Genomic DNA, 20,039 nt, shown 5'->3' with positions numbered 1-20,039 from the left:
CCACGAGAAGGAGGCAGGCTCAATGGCTGCAGCCACCTGTTTTGAACCCTCGACGTTTCGCGAGGTCATGGGCCACTACCCGACGGGTGTCGTCATCGTGACGGGCGTGCATCCGGATGGCGAGGCCCTGGCGATGATCGTCGGGACCTTCACGTCGGTCTCGATGGAGCCACCACTCGTGGCCTTCCTCCCGATGTGTTCCTCGTACACCTTCGCCAGGCTCCGCGAGTGCGAGAGCCTGTGCATCAACGTCCTCACGGACGAGCAGGAAGCGATCGGGCGCACGATCGCCAGTCGCCGGCACGACAAGCTCGCGGGGATCAACTGGTCCCCCTGTTCCTCCGGTGCGCCGATGCTGCACGGCTCGCTCGCCTGGCTCGACGTGCACCTGGACCGGGTCATCGACGCGGGCGACCACTACATCGCCCTCTGCGCCATCGACGACATGGCGGTCAACAATCCCAAGGCCCCGCTGATCTTCTTCCAGGGCGGCTACGGCGGTTTCGCGGTCCCCCCGCTGCTGGCGCGCATCGACCACGACAACGACATCATCGGGGCCGTGCAGCAGGCGAGCCGCGGCCGTCACCTGCTCGCCTCGATCGCGACGAAACACCGGTGCGAGGCATCGCTGCTCACGGTCGTCGACCAGGTCGAGCTCGCCGCGGTCGCCACCGCCGTCGGTGACGGTGTCAACCCGCGTGACGGGCTGGGCACCCGGGTACCGATCATCCCACCGATCGCGGACGTGTGGGTCGCCGAGCTGTCCAAGGAGGCCCAGGAGGAGTGGCTGGCGAAGGGGGCCATCGACGACGAGACCCGCGCCACCTTCCGGGACCGGTTGGAGTTCGCACGCGAGCACGGGTACCTCATGTCCTTCCTGCCGTCCGGCAAGCTCGACCCGTACCGGGAGCTGCATGCCGCGACACACCGCTACGCGGACGACCGGGTCACCCCGACGACCCAGCGGGAGATCAAGCAGTCCATCGCCGAGGTCTCGGTGAGCTATCGGATGCGGGACATCGTGGCCGAGCAGGAGTACGACGTCGGCATGCTCGTCGCCACCGTCCACGACCCCGATGGTCGGCCGTGTCGCATGCTCAGGCTCGCCCAGCTGCCGCGCGGGACCAGCGGCGCGAAGGTGCTGGAGTGGATCGAGGACCTGCGCGCCGCGGTCAAGGAGCTGGAGGCCACCCTCTTCGTGGAGGCGGCGCACGCCTGATCCGGTGGGCCCCCCTTCGGCGAGACGAAGGGCCCGTATTGACCCTCACACGGTGTGAGGCGACAGGGTGGTCCCCATGACCGGGACCGTCAGGCTCATGTCGATCGGGGAGTTCTCCTCCAGGAGTCGCCTCAGCGTGCGGATGCTGCGCCACTACGGCGAGCACGGCGTCCTCGTGCCCGCCGAGGTCGACCCGACGAGTGGCTACCGCCGCTACGCCGAGGAGCAGCTCGCCGAGGCCGCGCACGTGCGACGGCTGCGCGACGTCGGCTTCACCGTCTCGGCCATATCGGTCCTCCTCTCCGCGCGCGGCACCGAGAGCTACCGGCAGGCCCTGGTCCTGCAACGGGAGTCCCTCGGGAATGAGCTGCGTGCCGCCCGGGAGCGACTGGCCCTCATCGACCAGCTCCTGGATCAGGAAGGATCCGCCATGCCCATCACCGTCACCGCCGAGGTCGTCCCCGCACGTACCATCGTCGCGCTCCGCGGAGTGATCCCCGCCTACGACCAGGAAGGGGTGCTGTGGGGCCAACTGATGCCCTTGCTCGGTCAGCAGGGGATCGCCCCGATCGGCCCGGGCGGCGCGCTCGAGCACGACCCCGACTACCGCGAGTCCGACCCGGACATCTCGGTGTGGGTGCCGGTGCCGACCGGCACCTCCGCGACCGAGCCCGTCGAGGTCCACGAGGTCCCCGAGCAGCGGGTCGTCATGGCCCGGGTCGAAGGGCCCTACAGCCTGATCACCGAGGCGCACGCCCGTATCGACGAGTTCGTGCGAGACAAGAGGCTCACGCCGGCACCCCGCAACGGCCGCGATGACCCGATCGAGGTGCTCGGCTCCAACCGGTACCTCTCCGACCCGACAACGATCGCGCCGGAGGACCTGGTGACCGAGGTGTGCATGCCGCTCGCCTGAGCGTCCCCCCTTCGTCCTGATCGGCCGGCGAGGCGGCATGCGAGGATCGCAGCCATGGAGAACCCGGTCCCCGACTACCTCGACGAGGTCGTGACCGCCTGCGCACCGAACCTGCGGGGCGAGCCGGCCTCGTACATCCCCGAGCTGGCCAAGGTCGACCCGGACCGCTTCGGCCTGGCGGTGGCCACCGTGGACGGCGAGGTCTACGCCGTCGGTGACGCGGAGCGGGAGTTCACGATCCAGTCCATCTCGAAGGCCTTCGCCTACGGGCTGGCGGTGCGGGAGCGCGGCCTCTCCCACGTGCTGGAGAAGATCGACGTCGAGCCCTCCGGCGAGCCTTTCGACGAGATCTCCCTCGAGGAGGGCTCCGGACGGCCGCTGAACCCGATGATCAATGCCGGGGCGATCACCGCCCACACCCTCGTCGGCGATGACACGACCAGCCCGCAGGGGCGCGTCGAGCAGATCATCCAGCTGCTCTCCGACTTGGCCGGGCGCGAGCTCTCGGTCGACGAGCAGGTCTGGCACTCCGAGATGGCCGCGAGCGATCGCAACCTGGCCATCGCCCACATGCTGCGCAGCCACGGCATCATCACCGACTCCGCCGAGGACGTCGTCGACGCCTACTCGCGGCAGTGTTCGGTGCTCGTCACCGCCCGCGACCTCGCGGTCATGGCGGCGACGCTGGCCAACGCGGGCGTGCAGCCGGTGACGGGCAAGCGGGTCTTCGACGGGGACCAGGTCCGGCACCTGCTCTCGGTCATGCTCACCTGCGGCATGTACGACTCCGCCGGCGACTGGGTCTCCTCGGTCGGCATCCCGGCCAAGAGCGGCGTCGGGGGCGGGATCATCGGCGCGCTGCCCGGGCAGGTCGGGATCTCGACCTTCTCGCCGCGGCTGGACCGGCACGGCAACAGCGTGCGCGGGGTCGCTGCCTTCGAGCGGCTCTCCAAGGACCTCGGTCTGCACCTGATGCGGGTGGCCCCGCCGGCCCGCTCGGTCATCCACTCCACGACCGTCCTCGGCGAGGGGGAGGAGGCGGTGCGGATCTACCACCTCGCCGGGACGATCGGCTTCACCGGCGCCGAGCGCGTGGTCACCCGGCTCACCGAGCACCCGCCGCACGAACGCCGCCTGGCCCTGGACATGACCGGGGTGCACTCCATCTCCGGGATCGCGCGCCGGATGCTGCTCGAGGCCACGCGACGCCTGCGGGAGGACGGGCACGAGGTCTTCCTGGCCGAGGGCGAGGACGTGCTGCCGAGCCCCGACCCGGGTGACGGTCGGGAGCTCGAGGACGTGCCGGAGCTGTAGATGCTGCGTCGACTGATCTACCCGGTGCCGAGGTGGCCCGGAGCCGAGGGCCTGCACATCGAGCGGGCGAAGGGAGGTGCCCACCTCCTGCACCGGCCGGCGCCGGAGGGCGCGCGCACCGTCGCCTACCTGCACGGCAACGGCTCTGACCTGGCGTCGATCGGTCCGCTGGCGCGGCTCTTCGCCTCCGTCGGGCTGGGATTCGCCGCGGTCGAGTACCCCGGCTACGGTCCGGCCGGACGTGAACGCATCAGCCAACCGTCCATCCTCGCCGCTGCTCGGGACGGGCTGGCGCACCTCTTCGACGGGGGGCTGGGGCGGTCGGAGACGGTGCTCGTCGGGGAGTCGCTCGGCTCCGCGGTGGCGGCCCAGCTCGCCGCCGAGGGGGTGCTGTCCGGGGACGACGGTCAGGGGCGGCTGGTGCTCATCTCACCCTTCACCTCGATGACGGCGATGGTGCGCCAGGTGGTGCGGGTCTTCCCGCGCCGCCTCGTCCCGGACCGCTGGGAGACCGATCGCGTCGTGGCGCGGATCACGGTGCCCACGCTGCTCGTGCACGGCTCCCGCGACGGGCTGGTGCCCCCTTCGATGAGCGAGGCTCTCGCCCAGCAGATCCCGGGCGCCCGCCGCGTGGTCATCGAGGGCCGCGAGCACGGGAACCTCTGGGAGGCGCCGAGCGAGTGCCTCGACGTGGTGGTCGGCTTCGCGCGTGCCTGAGCGTGAGCAAGCGGACCGAAAGTAGCAGGTGGATGGTCCTCGCGGGCCCATGATCTCGTCGCCCTGACGTCGACCCGCAGTCCGATTGCTCAGCCCGACGCGTCGCTCAGTCGCGCGAGGGGAGGATCGTCCCGCGGGCCTCGCCGAAGCCCAGGCGCTTGCCGCCGGGAGCAGGGGCGGTGGCGGAGAGGACGACCTCGTCGCCGTCCTGAAGGAAGGTGCGCTCCTCACCGGCCACGGTCACCGGCTCCGCTCCGCCCCAGGTGAGTTCGATGAAGGCGCCCCGCTGCTCCTTTGCCGGGCCCGAGACGGTGCCCGAGGCGAAGACGTCACCGGTGCGGGCGGGCGCGCCGTTCACGGTCAGGTGGGCGAGCATCTGCGCCGGCGACCAGTACATCTCCCGGTACGGCGGGCGCGAGACGACCTGACCGTTCCAGCTGACCTCGAGGTCGATGTCCAGCCCCGCCGACGGGCCGCCCCGCAGGTACTCCATCGGCCTCGGGTCCTGCGTGGGGGTGTCGACGCGGGCCCCCTCCAGCGCGAGCATCGGCACGACCCACGGGGAGATCGTCGAGGCGAAGGACTTGCCGAGGTTCGGCCCGAGCGGCACGTACTCCCACGCCTGGATGTCCCGCGCGGACCAGTCGTTGAAGAGGACGACGCCGAAGAGGTGTTCCTCGGCCTGCCCGACGCCGATCTGATCACCCATCGTGTTGCCGGTGCCGACGACGAAGCCGACCTCCGCCTCGATGTCCAGCCGGGTCGACGGCCCGAAGACCGGCGCCTCGTCCTGCGGCCCCTTGCGCTGCCCACTCGGCCGCACGATGTCGGTGCCGGAGACGACGATGGAGGACGCGCGGCCGTGGTACCCGACCGGCAGGTGCTTCCAGTTCGGCATGAGCGGGCTGGGGTTGTCCGGCCGGAAGAGCCGGCCGAGGTTGGAGGCATGGTGCTCGCTGGCGTAGAAGTCCACGTAGTCGGCGACCTCGACGGGCAGGTGCAGGGTCACCTCGGCCAGGGCGTGCACCGCCTCGTCCGGCACCTCCGAGCGAAGGGCGCGTGTGATCGCCTCGCGCACCGCGACCCACCGGTCGTGTCCCTGCGCCATGAAGGTGTTGAGCGACCCGCGGGCGAAGGTGTCCTCGTCCCCGAGCAGCACCGCCAGGTCGATCACGTGGTCGCCGTAGCGGACCGCGACGCGCGGGGCCGAGTCGGCGGTGGAGTAGACGCCGTAGGGGAGGTTGTGCAGGCCGAAGAGGTGCTCGTCGGGCACGGACAGGGTTCTCATGGCAGGTCCTTCTTCGCGTCGGGGGTCAGGAGTCCGAGGTCGACCAGCTCGGTGGTCGGGTCGGTGATGGAGCAGGTGCCGAAGGAGCGGAACGTTTCGCGCACTCCCGGCTCGAGCGCGCGCACCCGCTCGGTGACGGTGGCACCGTCACGTTCGCCGAGCAGCCGGGCGAGCTCGTCGGCGTCGGCCCCGGTCAGGGCGGCACCGGTCGCGGCGAGCAGGTTCAGGTACCCGTGCTGCTCGAAGCCGGTGTCCGGGTCGGTGTTGCGCAGCGCGTGGTGCAGCCCGGCCGTGGCCTTGAAGGGCACGCCGGCGGCGACGAGCGCGGCGACGGCCGCGGCCAGCTCCGCCTCGTCGGGGTAGAGCTCGGCACGCACGCCACCGGTGCGCAGCTTCGCGGTGTACGGGGTGCCGGCCAGGGCCGCGATGACCTCGGCCCGGCGCCCGTCGCGCGGCACCTCGACGGCGACGGAGAGGCGCTCGCGGCCGGCGAGCACGGTGTCCAGCGTCGGCACGACCTCGCCGGGGGCGGCGTCCTCCGGCAGCGCGATCTCGAGGGCCACCACCCGGACGGCAGGCAGCGTGCCGGCGTGCTCGAGGGCGCCGGCGAGGTCGGGCAGGGGTGAGGTGAGTGCCAGCTCGAGGCCCGCCTCGGGCAGGCCGGCGGTGATGTCGGCGAGCGACGGGAGATCCTTCGCCGCGAGGACGAAGGGGCCGACGAGGGCGGCGTGGGCTCCCAACGCGTGGTCCAGATGGGCCGGAACCGCCTCCGCGAGAGGGAGGTTGCCGGGAGGGAAGACCGCGGCGTCGTCGCACAGGCCGGCCAGCAGCGGGTGCTCGGGCGTCAGGGCGCTCATCGGTCGGCAGCCCCCCTGTCGTCGGCGGAGGCACGGTCCCAGGAGTAGGCGTAGACCCCGTCGTCGGCGGCCCGGCCGCCCTCGCCGATCTCGAGCGGGCGGAAGGTGTCGACCATGACCGCGAGCTCGTCGAAGTACTCCGCACCGATCGAGCGCTCGTAGGCGCCCGGCTGCGGACCGTGCGGGTGGCCGCCCGGGTGCAGGCTGATCGAGCCCTGTCCGATGCCGGAGCCCTTGCGCGCCTCGTAGTCGCCGCCGCAGTAGAACATCACCTCGTCGGAGTCGACGTTCGAGTGGTAGTAGGGCACCGGGATCGAGAGCTCGTGGTAGTCGACCTTGCGCGGCACGAAGTTGCAGATGACGAAGTTGTTTCCTTCGAAGACCTGGTGGACCGGCGGCGGCTGGTGCACCTTGCCGGTGATCGGCATGAAGTCCTCGACGTTGAAGGCGAAGGGGTAGAGGCACCCGTCCCAGCCGACGACGTCGAAGGGGTGGTGCGGCAGCACGTGCACCGTGCCGACGACGCCGCCCGGGCCGTTGCCGCGGTGCTTGATGAAGACCTCGACGTCGGTGCCCTCGACGACGCGCGGCTCCGAGGGGCCCCGCAGGTCGCGCTCGCAGTAGGGGGCGTGCTCGAGCAGCTGGCCGAAGCGGGAGAGGTAGCGCTTCGGCGGGGTGATGTGGCTGTTGCCCTCGATGGCGTAGACGCGGCTGGGGCGCTTCGGGACGATGCGGTGGGTCGTGGCCCGCGGGACGATGACGTAGTCGCCGGTGGCCGCCTCGATGTCGCCGAAGACGGTCTCGACGACGGCCTCCCCGTCCTCGAAGTACAGGCACTCGTCGCCGATCGCGTTGCGGTAGTAGGGGCTCGTCGTGTCCGCGAGGACATAGGACAGCCGCACGTCGGCATTGCCCAGGAGCACCCGCCGCCCGGTGACGGCGTCGATGCCGCTCGTCCCGTCGGGGAAGAGGGCGTGCGTCGAGAGGTGGATCGGCACGAGTGGGTGGTTCGGCGTGCGGCCCTGGTCGGGCAGCTCCCACACGCGGTACTCGCGGATCGTCGAGGGAATGGTGCGGTGGTAGAGCAGCGAGGAGTCGGAGGAGAAGCCCTCCTCACCCATGAGCTCCTCGAAGTACAGGGTCCCGTCCGGGGCCCGGTGCTGGGTGTGACGTTTCGGCGGGACGGTTCCCGCGGAGCGGTAGTAGGGCATGACACTCCTCGCGGCTTTGCGGTTACTCATACCGTACACCTACGCACTATTATCGAGACACCATGAGTACCTTGCAGACCCTCGACCGCGGCGTCCGGGCCCTCGTCGTCATCGGGAGCCGGCCCGGCGGCACGACCGTGGCCGAGCTGGCCGGCGAGCTCGGGATCGCCCGGGCCATCGCCTACCGGATCGTCTCGACCCTCGTCGAGCACTCGCTGCTCACCCGCGACGCCGAGGGGCGCGTCTTCCTCGGGGCCGGGGTGCCGGCGCTCGCCGCCGGATACCTGCCCGGGGTCCTCTCCCTGGCGACCCCGGTGCTGCAGGAGCTCGCCGACGACACCGGTGCCACCGCCCACCTCTCCGTCGCCGAGGGGGAGGAGGCCGTCGCGGCCCTGTCGATCGACCCGAGCGGCGCCCACGTGCTGCGCGTCGGCTACCGGGTCGGTAGCCGGCACCCGCTCGGGCGGGGGGCCGCGGGCATCGCGATCCTCGCCGGGCGCCCCGCCACCGACGACGAGCCCGCCGCCGTGACCGCGGCCCGCCGGGACGGCGTGAGCGTCACCCGTGGCGAGCTGCAGCGCGGAGCGGTCGGTGTGGCCGCCCCCCTCCGCCTGCCGTCGGGTCCGGAGGCGAGCGTCGGCCTCGTCGCCTTCGAGGACCTCGACGTCGAGGGTTCGGTGCCGCTGCTCCTGGCGGCCACCCGGCGAATCGGTGGTGAGCCGACCGGGGAGTGAGAATGGTCGGGATGCCAGAGCACCACGACCTCACGACCCTCCTGGAGTCCGTCGACGGGCGCGGCTTCGGCTCCTACAAGCGGATCGCCGGCAGCCACGACCTCGGCCGTTGCCGGCTCGTCGTCGACCACGTCCAGACCGACCCCTTCGCGCCGCCCTCGCTCGTGCGGGTGGTCATCGGCCGCGATGCCGCCGGCCTGCCCGAGGACCTCGTCGCCGACCACGCCGGCAGGGTGGCGACGGCCGACTTCCTCACCCGGGCCTTCGCGGCCGCAGCCACCCGCCTCGCGCCGGAGCCCTCGGGCACGGGCAACGGCGGGATCGTTAGCATCGGTCGGCCCGGCCAGGAGGTCCTCGAGCGCACCCACGTCCTCATCGCCCCCGATCGGGTCGAGGCACGCCTGGCCGTGGGACTGCCCGCCTCCGGTCGGCGGGTGCGCGGCCGGCAGGCGGCCCGGCTGCTCACCCGCGTGCTCCCGGCGATCGCCGAGGAGGCGCTGCGGCACGAGGCGCTCGACCCGGCGGTGCTGCGCGAGCACGTCATCCTCCACCGCGACCAGCTCCACCTGCGTGAGCGGCTGCGGGAGGCGGGCCTCGTGGCCTTCGTCGGCGACGGCGCGATCCTGCCGCGGCGCTCCGGGGACTCCGACCTGCCGATGACCCGTGGCGCGGTGCCCTTCGAGAGCCCGGAGTCGATGCGCGTCGAGTTCGGTCTGCCGAGCGGTCGCACGGTGACCGGCATGGGCGTGCCCGAGGGCGTCACCGCCATCGTCGGGGGCGGCTACCACGGCAAGTCCACGCTGCTGCGCGCGATCGAGCGCGGCACCTACCCGCACCTGGCCGGTGACGGCCGGGAGTGGGTGCTCACCCGCGAGGACGCGGTGGCCGTCCGCGCCGAGGACGGGCGGGCGGTCACCGACGTCGACATCTCGGCCTTCATCACCAACCTGCCAGCGGGCACCGACACCCGCCGCTTCACCACGGGCAACGCGTCGGGGTCGACCTCCCAGGCCGCCGGGGTGGTCGAGGCGCTCGGCGCCGGAGCCAGTGCGCTGCTCATCGACGAGGACACCTCGGCCACGAACTTCATGATCCGCGACGAGCGGATGCGTGAGCTGGTGCCGGCGGACAAGGAGCCGATCACCCCCTTCGTCGAGCGGGTGCGCTCCCTGCACGCCGATCGGGGGGTCTCGACCATCGTCGTCACCGGCGGCTCCGGTGCCTTCCTCGAGGTCGCGGACCACGTGATCGCCGTCGACTCCTACCGCCCCCACGACGTCACCGCGCGGGCCCACCGGGTCGCCGGCGTGGCGGTCCCCTCCGGTGGCACCCCACCCGGTGCGTGGCCCGGCGGACGGGTCCCGGCGAAGGGGGCGTTGCCGCCTCCGGGGTCGAGGAAGCCGGCGAAGTCCCGGGGCCGCAGCGAGATCCGTCTCGGGCGCGAGACCATCGACCTGGCGGCGCTGGAGCAGCTGGTCGACCCGGAGCAGACCGCCGCGATCGCCCGGGCGCTCGATGCGCTCGCGGACCTGCTCGACGGGCGACACGTCCTGGCCGCTGCGGTGGGCGAGCTGACCCGCCGCATCGACGAGCAGGGGCTCGACGCGCTGGCCGGGCGGCGCTCCCACCCGGGCCACCTGGCCCGCCCCAGACCGCACGAGATCCACGCCGCGGTCAACCGGTACCGCTCCCTCGGTACTCTCCCGCAGAGGCGCTGACCGGGGCGAGGGCGGCTGCGACGTCCGCATCCGTGAGGACTAGAGTTGTCTGCGTGATGCAGCCAATAGCCGGTTGGAGTGCGCACCGGGAGGCGGTCGAGCGTCTCGTCCGATCCCACGCGGCGATCCCCCGGGGAGCGCCCGTGCGGTTGGCCAAGAAGACCTCGAACCTCTTCCGGCCACGCAGCGACAGCTCCGTGCCGGGACTCGACGTGTCCGGCCTCGGCGGTGTCATCGCCATCGACCCGCAGGCGCGCACCGCCGACGTGCAGGGCATGTGCACCTACGAGGACCTCGTCGCCGCGACCCTCCCGCACGGGCTCATCCCGTTCGTCGTGCCGCAGCTGCGCACGATCACCCTCGGTGGCGCCGTCACCGGCCTCGGGATCGAGTCCACGAGCTTCCGCAACGGGCTGCCGCACGAGTCGGTGCTCGAGATGGACATCCTCACCGGCTCGGGCGAGGTGGTCACGGCGACCCCCGACAATGAGCACGCCCGGCTCTTCGAGACCTTCCCGAACTCCTACGGTTCGCTCGGGTACGCCACCCGGCTGAAGATCGAGCTGGAAGCCGTGCCACAGCGAGTTTCCCTGCGGCACCTGCGGTTCGAGGACGGGCAGTCCCTCACCGAGGCGCTCACCCGCATCGTCGCCGACGGCGAGCACGACGGTGTCCGCGTCGACGCCATCGACGGCGTCGCCTTCGCCCCGGACGAGCTGTACCTGACCCTCGCGGAGTGGACCGACCGGGCCGGACGGGTGAGCGACTACACCGGCCAGGACATCTACTACCGGTCGCTGCAGCAGCGCTCCACCGACCTGCTGACGATGCACGACTACCTGTGGCGCTGGGACACCGACTGGTTCTGGTGCTCCGGTGCCTTCGGCGTGCAGAACCCGAGCGTGCGACGGCTCTGGCCGCGGCGCTACCGCCGCTCCGACGTCTACCACCGGATCGTCGCCCTCGACCGCCGCTTCTCGGTGCTGGACCGGCTCGACGCGCGGGCCGGGCGCCCGCTGCGGGAGCGGGTCATCCAGGACGTCGAGATCGAGGCCAAGGACCTGCCGGAATTCCTCGCGTGGTTCGACGAGGCGGTCGGGATGCGGCCGGTGTGGCTGTGCCCCCTTCGCCTGCGGGAGGTCGACGGTGCCGCCCGTGAGTGGCCGAGCTACCCCCTTCGTCCCGGCACGACGTACGTCAACGCCGGCTTCTGGGGCACGGTCCCCGTCGGCGACGACGCATCCGAGGGCCCGCTGAACCGGGCCATCGAGGCCAAGGTCCACGAGCTGGGCGGCCACAAGTCCCTCTACTCCGAGGCCTTCTACGACCGGGAGCAGTTCGACCGCCTGTACGACCTGGGCAACCTCTCCGAGGTGAAGGAACGCTACGACCCGGAGGACCGGCTCACGGGGCTCTACGAGAAAGCGGTGAAGAGGCAATGAGCACGATGAGGATCGCCGACGCGCTGGCCGGCTTCATGCCCAGCGACCTGTCGGTGCGGATCACGGCCTACGACGGCAGCGCCGCCGGGCCGGAGGACGCCGAGTTCACCATGGACCTGCGCACCGAACGCGGCCTCAACTACCTGCTCACCGCGCCCGGCGACCTGGGCATGGCCCGTGCCTACGTCAGCGGGGACCTCGTCGCCACCGGATTCCACCCCGGCGACCCGTACCCGCTGATGGAGGCGATGGACAACATCGATCGCTGGCGCAAGCCGAGCGTCCGGGAGGCCGTCGAGACCGTGCGCGGGCTCGGGGTGCGCCACCTGAACCCGCCTCCGCCCCCGCCGCAGGAGAGCCTGCCCCGCTGGCGCCGGGTCGTCGAGGGGCTCCGCCACAGCAAGCACCGCGACGCCGAGGCCATCCACCACCACTACGACGTCTCGAACCGCTTCTACGAGCTCGTGCTCGGCCCGTCGATGACCTACACGTGCGCCCTCTTCCCGACCGGCCGGGAGACGCTCGAGGAGGCGCAGGCCGCCAAGTACGACCTCGTCGCCCGCAAGCTGGACCTGCAGCCCGGACAGCGGTTGCTCGACGTCGGCTGCGGCTGGGGCGGCATGGTCCGGCACGCCGCCCGTGAGTACGGCGTCAAGGCGATCGGCGTGACCCTCTCGCGGCAGCAGGCCGACTGGGCCAAGGAGGCCATCGACCGGGAGGGCCTGGGCGACCTCGCCGAGGTGCGCTTCATGGACTACCGCGACGTGCCCGAGGGCGACTTCGATGCGATCAGCTCGATCGGCCTCACCGAGCACATCGGTGTCGCCAACTACCCGGCTTACTTCGCCGAGCTGCGGGACAAGCTGCGCCCCGGCGGCCGGCTGCTCAACCACTGCATCACCCGCCCGGGCAACCAGAAGGTGCAGACCGGCGCCTTCATCGACCGCTACGTCTTCCCCGACGGGGAGCTGACGGGCATGGGCACGGTCATGGCGACCGCCCAGGACGCCGGGCTCGAGGTGCAGCACGCGGAGAACCTCCGGCCGCACTACGCCAGGACGCTGGCCGGCTGGAACCGCAACCTCGAGGCCAACTGGGACGCCGCCGTCGCCGAGGTCGGCGAGGGCACCGCGCGGGTGTGGGGGCTGTACATGTGTGGCTCCCGCGTGGCCTTCGAGCGTGACGAGATCGAGCTGAGCCACATCCTGCTCACGAAGAACGGCCCGAAGGGGGCCAGCGACTACCCGCTGCGCCACACCTTTTGAGGCCGCCGCGCGGCTCACGTGTAACTCACGGGTACTGCACCATGCTCCGCGCAACTGGCGACGTGGATCCCCGGCACATCAAGGATCCGTCAGCTCTCGACGTCTGAGAGTGGTGTAGTACCCGCGAGTTCGGGGGTCGGACGAGCGCTCAGACGTGGCCGGAGAGCTGGGCCATCCGCGCCTCGAGCGCGGCCAGCTGCTCGGCACAGCGGCCCTTGCGCTGGATCGGGCCGTCCGGTGAGCACATCGGCAGCACGTCGACGGACAGGCTGGCACCGCCGGCGAGGGAGCGCAGCTCGTCCAGCTTCTCCGCGAAGGGGGAGCCGCTGCCGGGCGAGTAGTAGCGCACCGCCTCCTCGATCTGGTCCGGGAAGAGGTCGGTCTTCGTCACGACGATCGTCAGCCACACCGGGCGGCCACGCCGCACCGCCATCGATGCGATCCGGTGGGAGGTGATCGTCCAGTCCTCGATCTCCTGGGCCATCAGCTCCTCGCGGCTGGCGCGCGCGGAGCCGCTCGTGCCGGCCACCCGTCGCGGCGTGGCGTGGCCGTAGGCGACGACGTGCAGCACCCCGTCGACAGGGTCGTCGTGGAAGACCTCGTCGAGCGCACTCAGCCGGGTGGCGGCGTTGTCGCCGGGCACGACGCGGAAACGGAAGCCACGCCCCCTTCGTGTCGTGCGGGTGCGGCGCTCCATCGTCGCGGAGCCGACTTCCGCGTGCTCCTCCGGCGTCGTGTGCCGGGAGATCCGGTCCGCGAGCCTCGTCTTGCCCACGCCCGTCATGCCGGTGACGGCGATGCTGGGGAACCGTCCCCGGAAGAAGTGGCCGACGTGGTGCCCCGCCCCGGAGAGCGAGGTCAGCAGTCCGCCGGCCACGCTCGTGCCGAGGGCGGCCGTGGTGGGGTTGATCCGTCGGGAGCGGCTCATCGAGGTCACCCGAGCTGGTCGCGGACCTGGGTCAGCGAGGGGTTGGTGGCCGAGGACCCGTCGGGGAAGAGCAGCGTCGGCACGGTCTGGTTGCCGCCGTTGATCGTCTCGACGAGCTCGGCGGTCCCGGGAGCCTGCTCGATGTTGATCTCGGTGTAGCCGATGCCCTCGCGGTCCAGCTGGGACTTCAGGCGACGGCAGAACCCACACCACGAGGTGGAGAACATCGTCACGGTCCCGGCCTCGGGCAGGTCGATGTCTGGGGGAAGGATGTCGCGCACGTTCACGCCCCCCAGCCAACCACGTCTGGGCCGGTTCTCATGCCTCCGCCCCCTCCCGAGGCGGTGTGAGACTGATCAGCCGCGGCGCACGCGGGCCAGCTCGGCCCGGTATCGCGGCCCCAGGTCCACGCTCTCGCCGTGGTGGGTCCACGTCAGCAGCGCGCCCGGGTCGAAACGGGTGGAGCAGCGCCGGCAGGAGAGCACCCGCGTCGGTCGGCGGTGCCGGTCCACCCGGTGCCCTGCGGGGCAGGTGCCGATCCACGCGCCCGGGATCGTGGCGGCGTCCTCGGGCAGGCAGCGAAGGGGGCGTGCCCCGAGCTCCCGGGCGGCCGCCCGCCACCGCGGGCCGTGACCGGCGCGTGGCCCGGTGAGCGCGTGGGCGATCTCGTGCAGGATCGTGTCGCGGACCTGCTCCTCGTCGTGGATCCGGGTCAGCGGCCCGCTCAGGCTGATCTGCCGGCGCTGGTACCGGCAGACACCCGCCCGACGCCTCGCCCGGTCGAGGGTCACCGACCAGTCGTCGAGACCGTGCTCGTCCAGCAGCTGGCGGGCCAGCCCCAGGGCCCGGGTGGTGTCCATGCCCCGGAGACTAGAACACGTACCAGAGGACCAGGCCGCACAGGAAGGCCACGAGACCCAGGGTGGTCTCCTGGACCGTCCAGGCCTTCAGGGTGGTCTTCTCGTCCATCCCGAAGAACCGGCTGACCAGCCAGAAGCCGGAGTCGTTGACGTGGGAGAGGACGGTCGCCCCGGCCGCGATGGCGATGACCAGGGCCACCAGCTCGACCTGGTTCAGTCCGCCGGTGGCCTCGACCGCGGGAGCGATGATCCCGGAGGCGGTCACCAGCGCCACCGTCGCCGAGCCCTGGGCCACCCGGATGCCCGCGGCGATGACGAAGGCCGCGATGATCAGGGGCAGACCCAGGGCGTCGAGGGAGTCGGCCAGCGAGCCACCGATGCCGCTCAGCTCGAGGACCCCGCCGAACATGCCGCCGGCGCCGGTGATGAGGATGATCGCGCAGATCGGGCCGAGGGAGTCGTTGAGGAGCTGCTCGACCTCCGCCCGCCCGCGCCCGCGCACGATGAGCATCCAGATCGCGACCAGGACGGTGATCATGAGGGCGACGTAGGTCTGGCCGAGCAGGCTGAGGGCGCTGACCCAGGTCGCGTCCCCGTCGATGACGCCGGCCTCGGAGAGGGTGCTGGTCACCGTGTCCATGGAGATCAGCACCAGCGGGAGCAGCAGCAGCCCCGAGACGGCGCCGAAGGACGGCGGGCCCTGGGTGCCGCCGGCGGCCTCGTCGGCCGTCGACGCCCCGCCACTGGCCAGGAAGTCGGGGATGCCGACGAAGACCCTCGGGGAGATGACCCGGGAGAAGAGGTACACGCCGACGTACCAGGAGATGGCCACGACCGGCAGGCCGATGAGGAGGGTGTAGCCGATGTCGGCGCCGAGGAACTGGGCCGCCGCCACCGGGCCGGGGTGCGGCGGCACGATCGCGTGCATGACCGCGAAGGCCCCCGCGGCCGGCAGGGCGTAGTAGAGGAGGGAGCCGCCGAAGCGGCGGGCGACCGTCATGATGATCGGCAGGAACACGACCAGCCCGGCGTCGAAGAAGATGGGGAACCCGAAGAGCAACGAGGCGACGCCGAGGGCGAAGGGGGCACGATGCTCACCGAATCTGCTGATCATGGTGTCTGCCAGGGTCTGCGCCCCGCCGGAGACCTCCAGGATGCGCCCGAGCATCACCCCGAACGCGACGAGCAGGGCCACGGACGCCAAGGTGTCCGAGAAGCCGTACATGAGGACGTCGGGGATCTTCGAGACGGGTACCTGCACGGCGATGGCGGTGAGGATGCTGACCAGCACGAGCGAGATGAACGCGTGCAGCTTCAGTGCGAGGATCAGCACGAGCAGCACTGCCACGGCGATGGCGGCCACCAGCAGCATGATCCCGGTCGAGTACGCCGGATCCATGGGTTCCATGGGCAGAGTGTGCTCCCGTGCACAGAGGGTGGCAATCACCGGCGCGCGGCCCTACGCCCTCGCGTGGGCGGTGACGGAGTGGGTGCGACGATGGGCCCATGAGCACCGCGGTCCCGTCCCTGTCCCTCCTCGACCTGGCGCAGGTGCGCCGTGAGGCCTCGACCGGTGAGGCGCTGGCGGAGTCGGTGACCTTGGCGCAGAAGGCCGATGAGCTGGACGTCTTCGAACGGCTGTGGTTCGCCGAGCACCACAACATGAAGCGCATCGCCTCGGCCGCCACGTCCGTGCTGATCGGACACGTCGCGGCTCGCACCGAGCGGATCAGGGTCGGCTCCGGGGGCGTCATGCTGCCCAACCACGCGCCGCTGGTCATCGCAGAGCAGTTCGGCACCCTCGCCGAGCTGCACCCGGGGCGGATCGACCTCGGGCTGGGCCGGGCCCCGGGTACCGACCCCGCCACGATGCGCGCGCTGCGTTTCGACCCGCGGGCCGCCGACTCCTTCCCCCAAGACGTGCGGGAGCTGCAGGGGTACCTCTCGGGGGAGACCCTCATCGAGGGGATCCACGCCTACCCCGGTCGGGGGACGAATGTGCCGCTGTACATCCTCGGCTCCTCGCTCTTCGGGGCCCGACTGGCTGCGGCCTACGGGCTGCCCTATGCCTTCGCGAGCCACTTCGCGCCGGACGCCCTCGAGGCGGCGGTGCGCACCTACCGCAGCGAGTTCACGCCGAGCGAGCAGCTGCAGCGTCCACACGTCATCGCCGCCCTCAACGTCGTCGCGGCCGACGAGGTGGCCGAGGCGCAGCGCGCTGCCGACGAGGTCCTGCGGGCGCGGGTACGGATGCTGGCGGGCCGGGTCGGCTCCGGGCCGCTCGACGACGCGACCGTCGACGGGCTCATGGACAGCGCGGTCGGGCAGCAGGCCCGGCACATGCTCAGTCACACCGTCGTCGGCGATCGCGCGGCCGTCGCGGAGGGGCTGGCCGACTTCGCCCGGCTGGCCGATACGGACGAGCTGATGGTGACCAACCCGGCCGCGGACCTGGCCACCCGGATGCGCACCCTGGAGATCCTCGCGGAGACGCGTCGGGCCGCCTGATGTCCGGTCCAGTGACTGGCTGGGTGAAGAAAGTCCTGACCAAGTTCTGAAACAGGATGGTCCTTCCCGTACGGCCCGAGGATGGAGTCGTGGGTCCTTCCGCTCCTAGCGTCGTCTGCCGTGGGCGTGACCGCGCCCCATGACCTGACTGGGAGGGAAACCCATGAAGCGCACCATTCGCGCCACCGGCGCACTGGCGATCGCCGCGACGATGTCCCTGGGGGCGGCCGGAGCCGTCCAGGCGCAGGACTCCGAGACGCCGAGCTACGGCGAGTTCAAGTCCCAGACCTACCAGGACCCCCATGACGGGCAGTACATCGTCAACGGCGACATCCCGGTGCAGGGGGAGCAGGCGCTGCGTGACTTCTACACCAAGGTCACGGCCGATCCGCGGACGAGTCTCATCGTCAACACGGTCTACGGGAAGGACGACGTGTGGACCGCCGAGCAGGCGAAGGACCTCACCTACTGCGTCAGCGATGACTTCGGCGGCGACCACGACAAGATCGCCCAGGCGATGGAGGCCGGCGCGGGGCAGTGGGAGGCTGCCAGCTCGGGTGTGGACTTCAGCCACGTCGCGAGCGAGGACGCGAACTGCACGACCTCGAACGACGCGGTGCTCTTCTCCGTGGAGCCGGTGACCGGTGCGCAGTACATCGCGCGGGCCTTCTTCCCGAGCACCGAGGACAGCACGCGGAACGTGCTGGTCAACACCGACCAGATCTTCACCTCGGGCTGGGCGCCGGACGACGTCCTGGCGCACGAGCTGGGCCACTCCCTCGGCTTCCGCCACGAGCACACCCGTCCGGAGGCCGGGACCTGCTTCGAGGACGACAACTGGCGTCCGCTGACCCCGTACGACTCGTCCTCGATCATGCACTACCCGCAGTGCAACGGGTCCGACGACGACCTGTCGATGACGAACATGGACCGCGACGGCATCAAGGAGGTCTACGGCTCCTGAGCCGGTGACGGCCGATTCCTGACCAAGTTCTGACCGATCGGCCGTGAACCGTGACTCCACAAGGATGGAGTGCGGCGCACCGGATCCGTAGCGTGACTGGTGGTCGGGGAATGCCGCCCCCGACGACACAAGTGGTCGCCCCCTTCGCATTGATCCTTCCTCCGTGATGCGAAGGGGGCGCTGCTGCGTCCACCCGAAAAAAGGGATTGGGGCTGTCGGCGGGGCCGCATAGGGTTTCTCCGGTGAGTGACCACGCGATCGAGGCCATCGGCCTGACCAAGAGCTACGGCGAGGTCCGCGCCCTTCGCGGCATCGATCTGGCCGTCCCCGCAGGATCGGTGCTGGGGGTGCTCGGTCCCAACGGCGCCGGCAAGACCACGGCCGTGCGGATCCTCTCCACGCTCATCCGTCCGGACGCGGGCAGCGCGCGGGTGGCCGGCGCCGACGTCGCCGAGGAGCCGCGCGAGGTGCGCAGCCGGATCGGCGTGGCCGGGCAGTACGCGGCCGTCGACGAGTACCTCTCCGGCCGGGAGAACCTCGAGATGATCGGGAGGCTCTACCACCTCGGCGGCGCCGCGGGGCGGTCCCGGGCCACCGAGCTGCTGCGCGACTTCGGTCTCGAGGACGCCGCGGACCGGCCCGCCAAGACCTACTCCGGGGGGATGCGCCGCCGGCTGGACCTGGCCGGGGCCCTCGTGGCCCGCCCGCCGGTGGTCTTCCTCGACGAGCCGACCACCGGGCTGGACCCGCGCTCGCGAGGTGGCATGTGGGAGGTCATCCGTGACCTCGTGGCGAAGGGGACGACCGTGCTGCTCACGACCCAGTACCTCGAGGAGGCCGACGTCCTCGCCGACGACATCGTCGTCATCGACCAGGGCCGGATCATCGCCCAGGGCACCGCGGACCAGCTCAAGGCCCAGGTGGGCGGGGAGCGGCTGACCGTGACGGTGGCCGAGGAGGACCGGCTGGGCGAGGCCGCCGAGCTCCTCGGCCCGGTCGGCCTCGGCGAGGCCGACGTCGACGAGCACACCCGCACCATCACCGTGCCGGTGGACTCCGGGACGAGCGCACTGATCGAGGCGGTCTCGCGCCTCGGCCGGGCCGAGATCACCGCCCAGGACATCGGCATCCGACGTCCGACGCTCGACGACGCCTTCCTGACCCTCACGGGGTACAAGGCCGAGGACGAGGACGACGGCATGGAGGAGACCGCATGAACCACGTCCTGACCGACTCCTGGACCATCGTCCGGCGCAATGTCATCAAGCTGCGCCGGGTGCCGGACCTGCTCGTCTTCACCACGCTGCAGCCGATCATGTTCGTGCTGCTCTTCGGCTTCGTCTTCGGGGCCCTGACCCAGGGCAACTCCCAGGGCTACCGGGAGTTCCTCATGGCGGGGATCTTCGCGCAGACCGTCGTCTTCGGCGGCACCTTCACCGGCTTCGGGATGGCCGAGGACATGCAGAAGGGGGTCATCGACCGCTTCCGTACGTTGCCGATGCATCCCGGTGCGGTGCTCATCGGCAGGACGCTCTCCGACGTGGTCAACAACGTCATCTCCTTGCTCGTGATGGGTCTGACGGGCCTGCTCATCGGGTGGCGCATCCGCGACGGGCTGCTCGACGCGCTGGTCGCGGCGGGGCTGCTGCTCCTCTTCTCGTACGCGATCAGCTGGATCATGGCCTGGGTCGGTCTCAAGGTGCGCACCCCGGAGGTGGTCGGCAACGCCTCCTTCATCATCATCTTCCCGCTCACCTTCATCGCGAACACCTTCGTGCCGGCCGAGCAGCTGCCCTCGGCGCTGAAGACCTTCGCGGGGTGGAACCCCATCTCCACGCTGACCCACGCGGTCCGGGACAACTTCGGGAACCTCGATGCGCTCGCCGCCCAGGGCACGAGCGGTCAGGCCGCACGTCAGGCGGCCGAGTACACGTGGGCGCTGCAGCACGCGGAGATCTACACCCTCGGCTGGATCCTGCTCATCCTCGTGGTGGCGGTGCCGGTCTCGATCCGCTCCTACCAGCGGGCCGTCCTGCGCTGACGCGCGGGCCGGCCGTCCACAGGTCGGCGCTCGCCCCTTATGGCTGTCGGTGGTCGA

At 71.2% G+C, this 20,039-nt stretch carries 19 protein-coding genes; 12 read left to right on the top strand and 7 right to left on the bottom strand.

Annotated elements, in window-relative coordinates; genetic code table 11:
• Positions 1–22 precede the first annotated feature (22 nt).
• The 4 genes from JCO01S_RS03025 (at position 23) to JCO01S_RS03010 (ending at position 4,166) form a co-directional block, all read left to right on the top strand.
• On the top strand, positions 23–1,219 hold the full coding sequence (locus tag JCO01S_RS03025; protein ID WP_068250493.1) for a flavin reductase family protein: 1,197 nt from the start codon (positions 23–25) through the stop codon (positions 1,217–1,219).
• 76 nt (positions 1,220–1,295) lie between these two features.
• Positions 1,296–2,135: a MerR family transcriptional regulator gene (locus tag JCO01S_RS03020; protein ID WP_068250489.1), complete on the top strand. Its 840-nt coding sequence runs from the start codon at positions 1,296–1,298 to the stop codon at positions 2,133–2,135.
• A gap of 54 nt (positions 2,136–2,189) precedes the next feature.
• Positions 2,190–3,449, top strand: coding sequence for a glutaminase (locus tag JCO01S_RS03015; RefSeq protein ID WP_068250486.1), 1,260 nt, complete (start codon positions 2,190–2,192; stop codon positions 3,447–3,449).
• A complete protein-coding gene (locus JCO01S_RS03010; protein ID WP_068250483.1) occupies positions 3,450–4,166 on the top strand; it encodes an alpha/beta hydrolase in 717 nt (238 codons plus the stop codon).
• Positions 4,167–4,272: 106 nt separating this feature from the next.
• Here the strand turns inward: JCO01S_RS03010 and fahA are convergent, their stop codons facing one another.
• From fahA to JCO01S_RS02995, 3 genes are read right to left on the bottom strand one after another with little or no spacing between them, the layout of a single operon-like run.
• Positions 4,273–5,454, bottom strand: a complete 1,182-nt coding sequence (fahA, locus tag JCO01S_RS03005) for a fumarylacetoacetase (protein ID WP_068250480.1) — start codon at positions 5,452–5,454, stop codon at positions 4,273–4,275.
• Positions 5,451–6,311 (bottom strand): hypothetical protein, encoded by an 861-nt coding sequence (locus tag JCO01S_RS03000; protein ID WP_068250477.1) that lies wholly within the window; start codon positions 6,309–6,311, stop codon positions 5,451–5,453. The genes fahA and JCO01S_RS03000 overlap by 4 nt, the downstream gene beginning before the upstream one ends.
• A complete protein-coding gene (locus JCO01S_RS02995; protein ID WP_068250474.1) occupies positions 6,308–7,522 on the bottom strand; it encodes a homogentisate 1,2-dioxygenase in 1,215 nt (404 codons plus the stop codon). The genes JCO01S_RS03000 and JCO01S_RS02995 overlap by 4 nt, the downstream gene beginning before the upstream one ends.
• Before the next feature lie 62 nt (positions 7,523–7,584).
• Here JCO01S_RS02995 and JCO01S_RS02990 point away from each other — a divergent pair, with 62 nt between their 5' ends.
• Genes JCO01S_RS02990 through JCO01S_RS02975 form a run of 4 tightly spaced genes read left to right on the top strand, consistent with a single transcriptional unit; the run spans position 7,585 to position 12,681 of the window.
• On the top strand, positions 7,585–8,256 hold the full coding sequence (locus JCO01S_RS02990; protein ID WP_068250471.1) for an IclR family transcriptional regulator: 672 nt from the start codon (positions 7,585–7,587) through the stop codon (positions 8,254–8,256).
• Positions 8,257–8,267: 11 nt separating this feature from the next.
• A complete protein-coding gene (locus JCO01S_RS02985; protein WP_068250688.1) occupies positions 8,268–9,974 on the top strand; it encodes an ABC-ATPase domain-containing protein in 1,707 nt (568 codons plus the stop codon).
• Between the two features lie 56 nt (positions 9,975–10,030).
• Entirely contained in the window at positions 10,031–11,416 is a 1,386-nt protein-coding gene (locus tag JCO01S_RS02980; protein WP_068250685.1) for an FAD-binding oxidoreductase, read from the top strand.
• Complete coding sequence (locus tag JCO01S_RS02975) at positions 11,413–12,681, top strand: SAM-dependent methyltransferase (RefSeq protein WP_068250468.1); 1,269 nt, start codon at positions 11,413–11,415, stop codon at positions 12,679–12,681. Before JCO01S_RS02980 ends, JCO01S_RS02975 begins: the two co-directional genes overlap by 4 nt.
• Positions 12,682–12,829: 148 nt before the next feature.
• Here JCO01S_RS02975 and JCO01S_RS02970 read toward each other — a convergent pair whose 3' ends face one another.
• The 4 genes from JCO01S_RS02970 to JCO01S_RS02955 all read right to left on the bottom strand — a co-directional run bounded on the left by JCO01S_RS02970 (position 12,830) and on the right by JCO01S_RS02955 (position 15,877).
• Positions 12,830–13,609, bottom strand: a complete 780-nt coding sequence (locus tag JCO01S_RS02970; protein WP_068250681.1) for an ATP-binding protein — start codon at positions 13,607–13,609, stop codon at positions 12,830–12,832.
• Between the two features lie 5 nt (positions 13,610–13,614).
• Entirely contained in the window at positions 13,615–13,836 is a 222-nt protein-coding gene (locus JCO01S_RS02965) for a mycoredoxin (RefSeq protein ID WP_174521058.1), read from the bottom strand.
• A gap of 129 nt (positions 13,837–13,965) precedes the next feature.
• Positions 13,966–14,469, bottom strand: a complete 504-nt coding sequence (locus JCO01S_RS02960; protein WP_068250465.1) for a SprT-like domain-containing protein — start codon at positions 14,467–14,469, stop codon at positions 13,966–13,968.
• A 10-nt stretch (positions 14,470–14,479) separates the two neighbouring features.
• On the bottom strand, positions 14,480–15,877 hold the full coding sequence (locus JCO01S_RS02955) for a GntP family permease (protein ID WP_068250463.1): 1,398 nt from the start codon (positions 15,875–15,877) through the stop codon (positions 14,480–14,482).
• A gap of 98 nt (positions 15,878–15,975) precedes the next feature.
• Between JCO01S_RS02955 and JCO01S_RS02950 the strand changes: the two genes are divergently transcribed.
• From JCO01S_RS02950 to JCO01S_RS02935, 4 genes are all read left to right on the top strand, one after another.
• A complete protein-coding gene (locus JCO01S_RS02950; RefSeq protein WP_068250461.1) occupies positions 15,976–16,977 on the top strand; it encodes an LLM class flavin-dependent oxidoreductase in 1,002 nt (333 codons plus the stop codon).
• Positions 16,978–17,140: 163 nt separating this feature from the next.
• Positions 17,141–17,941, top strand: a complete 801-nt coding sequence (locus JCO01S_RS02945; RefSeq protein WP_068250459.1) for a matrixin family metalloprotease — start codon at positions 17,141–17,143, stop codon at positions 17,939–17,941.
• A gap of 242 nt (positions 17,942–18,183) precedes the next feature.
• Positions 18,184–19,158: an ATP-binding cassette domain-containing protein gene (locus tag JCO01S_RS02940; RefSeq protein WP_068250456.1), complete on the top strand. Its 975-nt coding sequence runs from the start codon at positions 18,184–18,186 to the stop codon at positions 19,156–19,158.
• Positions 19,155–19,982 carry an ABC transporter permease gene (locus JCO01S_RS02935; RefSeq protein ID WP_068250453.1) on the top strand — a complete coding sequence of 276 codons (828 nt, stop codon included), beginning with the start codon at positions 19,155–19,157 and terminating at the stop codon, positions 19,980–19,982. The genes JCO01S_RS02940 and JCO01S_RS02935 overlap by 4 nt, the downstream gene beginning before the upstream one ends.
• Positions 19,983–20,039 lie beyond the last annotated feature (57 nt).

It is taken from the genome of Janibacter corallicola NBRC 107790 (assembly GCF_001570965.1).
GTDB lineage: Bacteria > Actinomycetota > Actinomycetes > Actinomycetales > Dermatophilaceae > Janibacter > Janibacter corallicola.
Note: the sequence above shows the minus strand (reverse complement) of the source record. Positions and strands in the feature narration are given on the sequence as shown.

Bases quoted from the DNA above. Each gene is read 5' to 3' on its own strand.
- JCO01S_RS03025 (WP_068250493.1), top strand. From the start codon at position 23: ATGGCTGCAGCCACCTGTTTTGAACCCTCGACGTTTCGCGAGGTCATG.
- JCO01S_RS03020 (WP_068250489.1), top strand. From the start codon at position 1,296: ATGACCGGGACCGTCAGGCTCATGTCGATCGGGGAGTTCTCCTCCAGG.
- JCO01S_RS03015 (WP_068250486.1), top strand. From the start codon at position 2,190: ATGGAGAACCCGGTCCCCGACTACCTCGACGAGGTCGTGACCGCCTGC.
- JCO01S_RS03010 (WP_068250483.1), top strand. From the start codon at position 3,450: ATGCTGCGTCGACTGATCTACCCGGTGCCGAGGTGGCCCGGAGCCGAG.
- fahA (WP_068250480.1), bottom strand. From the start codon at position 5,454: ATGAGAACCCTGTCCGTGCCCGACGAGCACCTCTTCGGCCTGCACAAC.
- JCO01S_RS03000 (WP_068250477.1), bottom strand. From the start codon at position 6,311: ATGAGCGCCCTGACGCCCGAGCACCCGCTGCTGGCCGGCCTGTGCGAC.
- JCO01S_RS02995 (WP_068250474.1), bottom strand. From the start codon at position 7,522: ATGCCCTACTACCGCTCCGCGGGAACCGTCCCGCCGAAACGTCACACC.
- JCO01S_RS02990 (WP_068250471.1), top strand. From the start codon at position 7,585: ATGAGTACCTTGCAGACCCTCGACCGCGGCGTCCGGGCCCTCGTCGTC.
- JCO01S_RS02985 (WP_068250688.1), top strand. From the start codon at position 8,268: ATGCCAGAGCACCACGACCTCACGACCCTCCTGGAGTCCGTCGACGGG.
- JCO01S_RS02980 (WP_068250685.1), top strand. From the start codon at position 10,031: ATGCAGCCAATAGCCGGTTGGAGTGCGCACCGGGAGGCGGTCGAGCGT.
- JCO01S_RS02975 (WP_068250468.1), top strand. From the start codon at position 11,413: ATGAGCACGATGAGGATCGCCGACGCGCTGGCCGGCTTCATGCCCAGC.
- JCO01S_RS02970 (WP_068250681.1), bottom strand. From the start codon at position 13,609: ATGAGCCGCTCCCGACGGATCAACCCCACCACGGCCGCCCTCGGCACG.
- JCO01S_RS02965 (WP_174521058.1), bottom strand. From the start codon at position 13,836: ATGTTCTCCACCTCGTGGTGTGGGTTCTGCCGTCGCCTGAAGTCCCAG.
- JCO01S_RS02960 (WP_068250465.1), bottom strand. From the start codon at position 14,469: ATGGACACCACCCGGGCCCTGGGGCTGGCCCGCCAGCTGCTGGACGAG.
- JCO01S_RS02955 (WP_068250463.1), bottom strand. From the start codon at position 15,877: ATGGAACCCATGGATCCGGCGTACTCGACCGGGATCATGCTGCTGGTG.
- JCO01S_RS02950 (WP_068250461.1), top strand. From the start codon at position 15,976: ATGAGCACCGCGGTCCCGTCCCTGTCCCTCCTCGACCTGGCGCAGGTG.
- JCO01S_RS02945 (WP_068250459.1), top strand. From the start codon at position 17,141: ATGAAGCGCACCATTCGCGCCACCGGCGCACTGGCGATCGCCGCGACG.
- JCO01S_RS02935 (WP_068250453.1), top strand. From the start codon at position 19,155: ATGAACCACGTCCTGACCGACTCCTGGACCATCGTCCGGCGCAATGTC.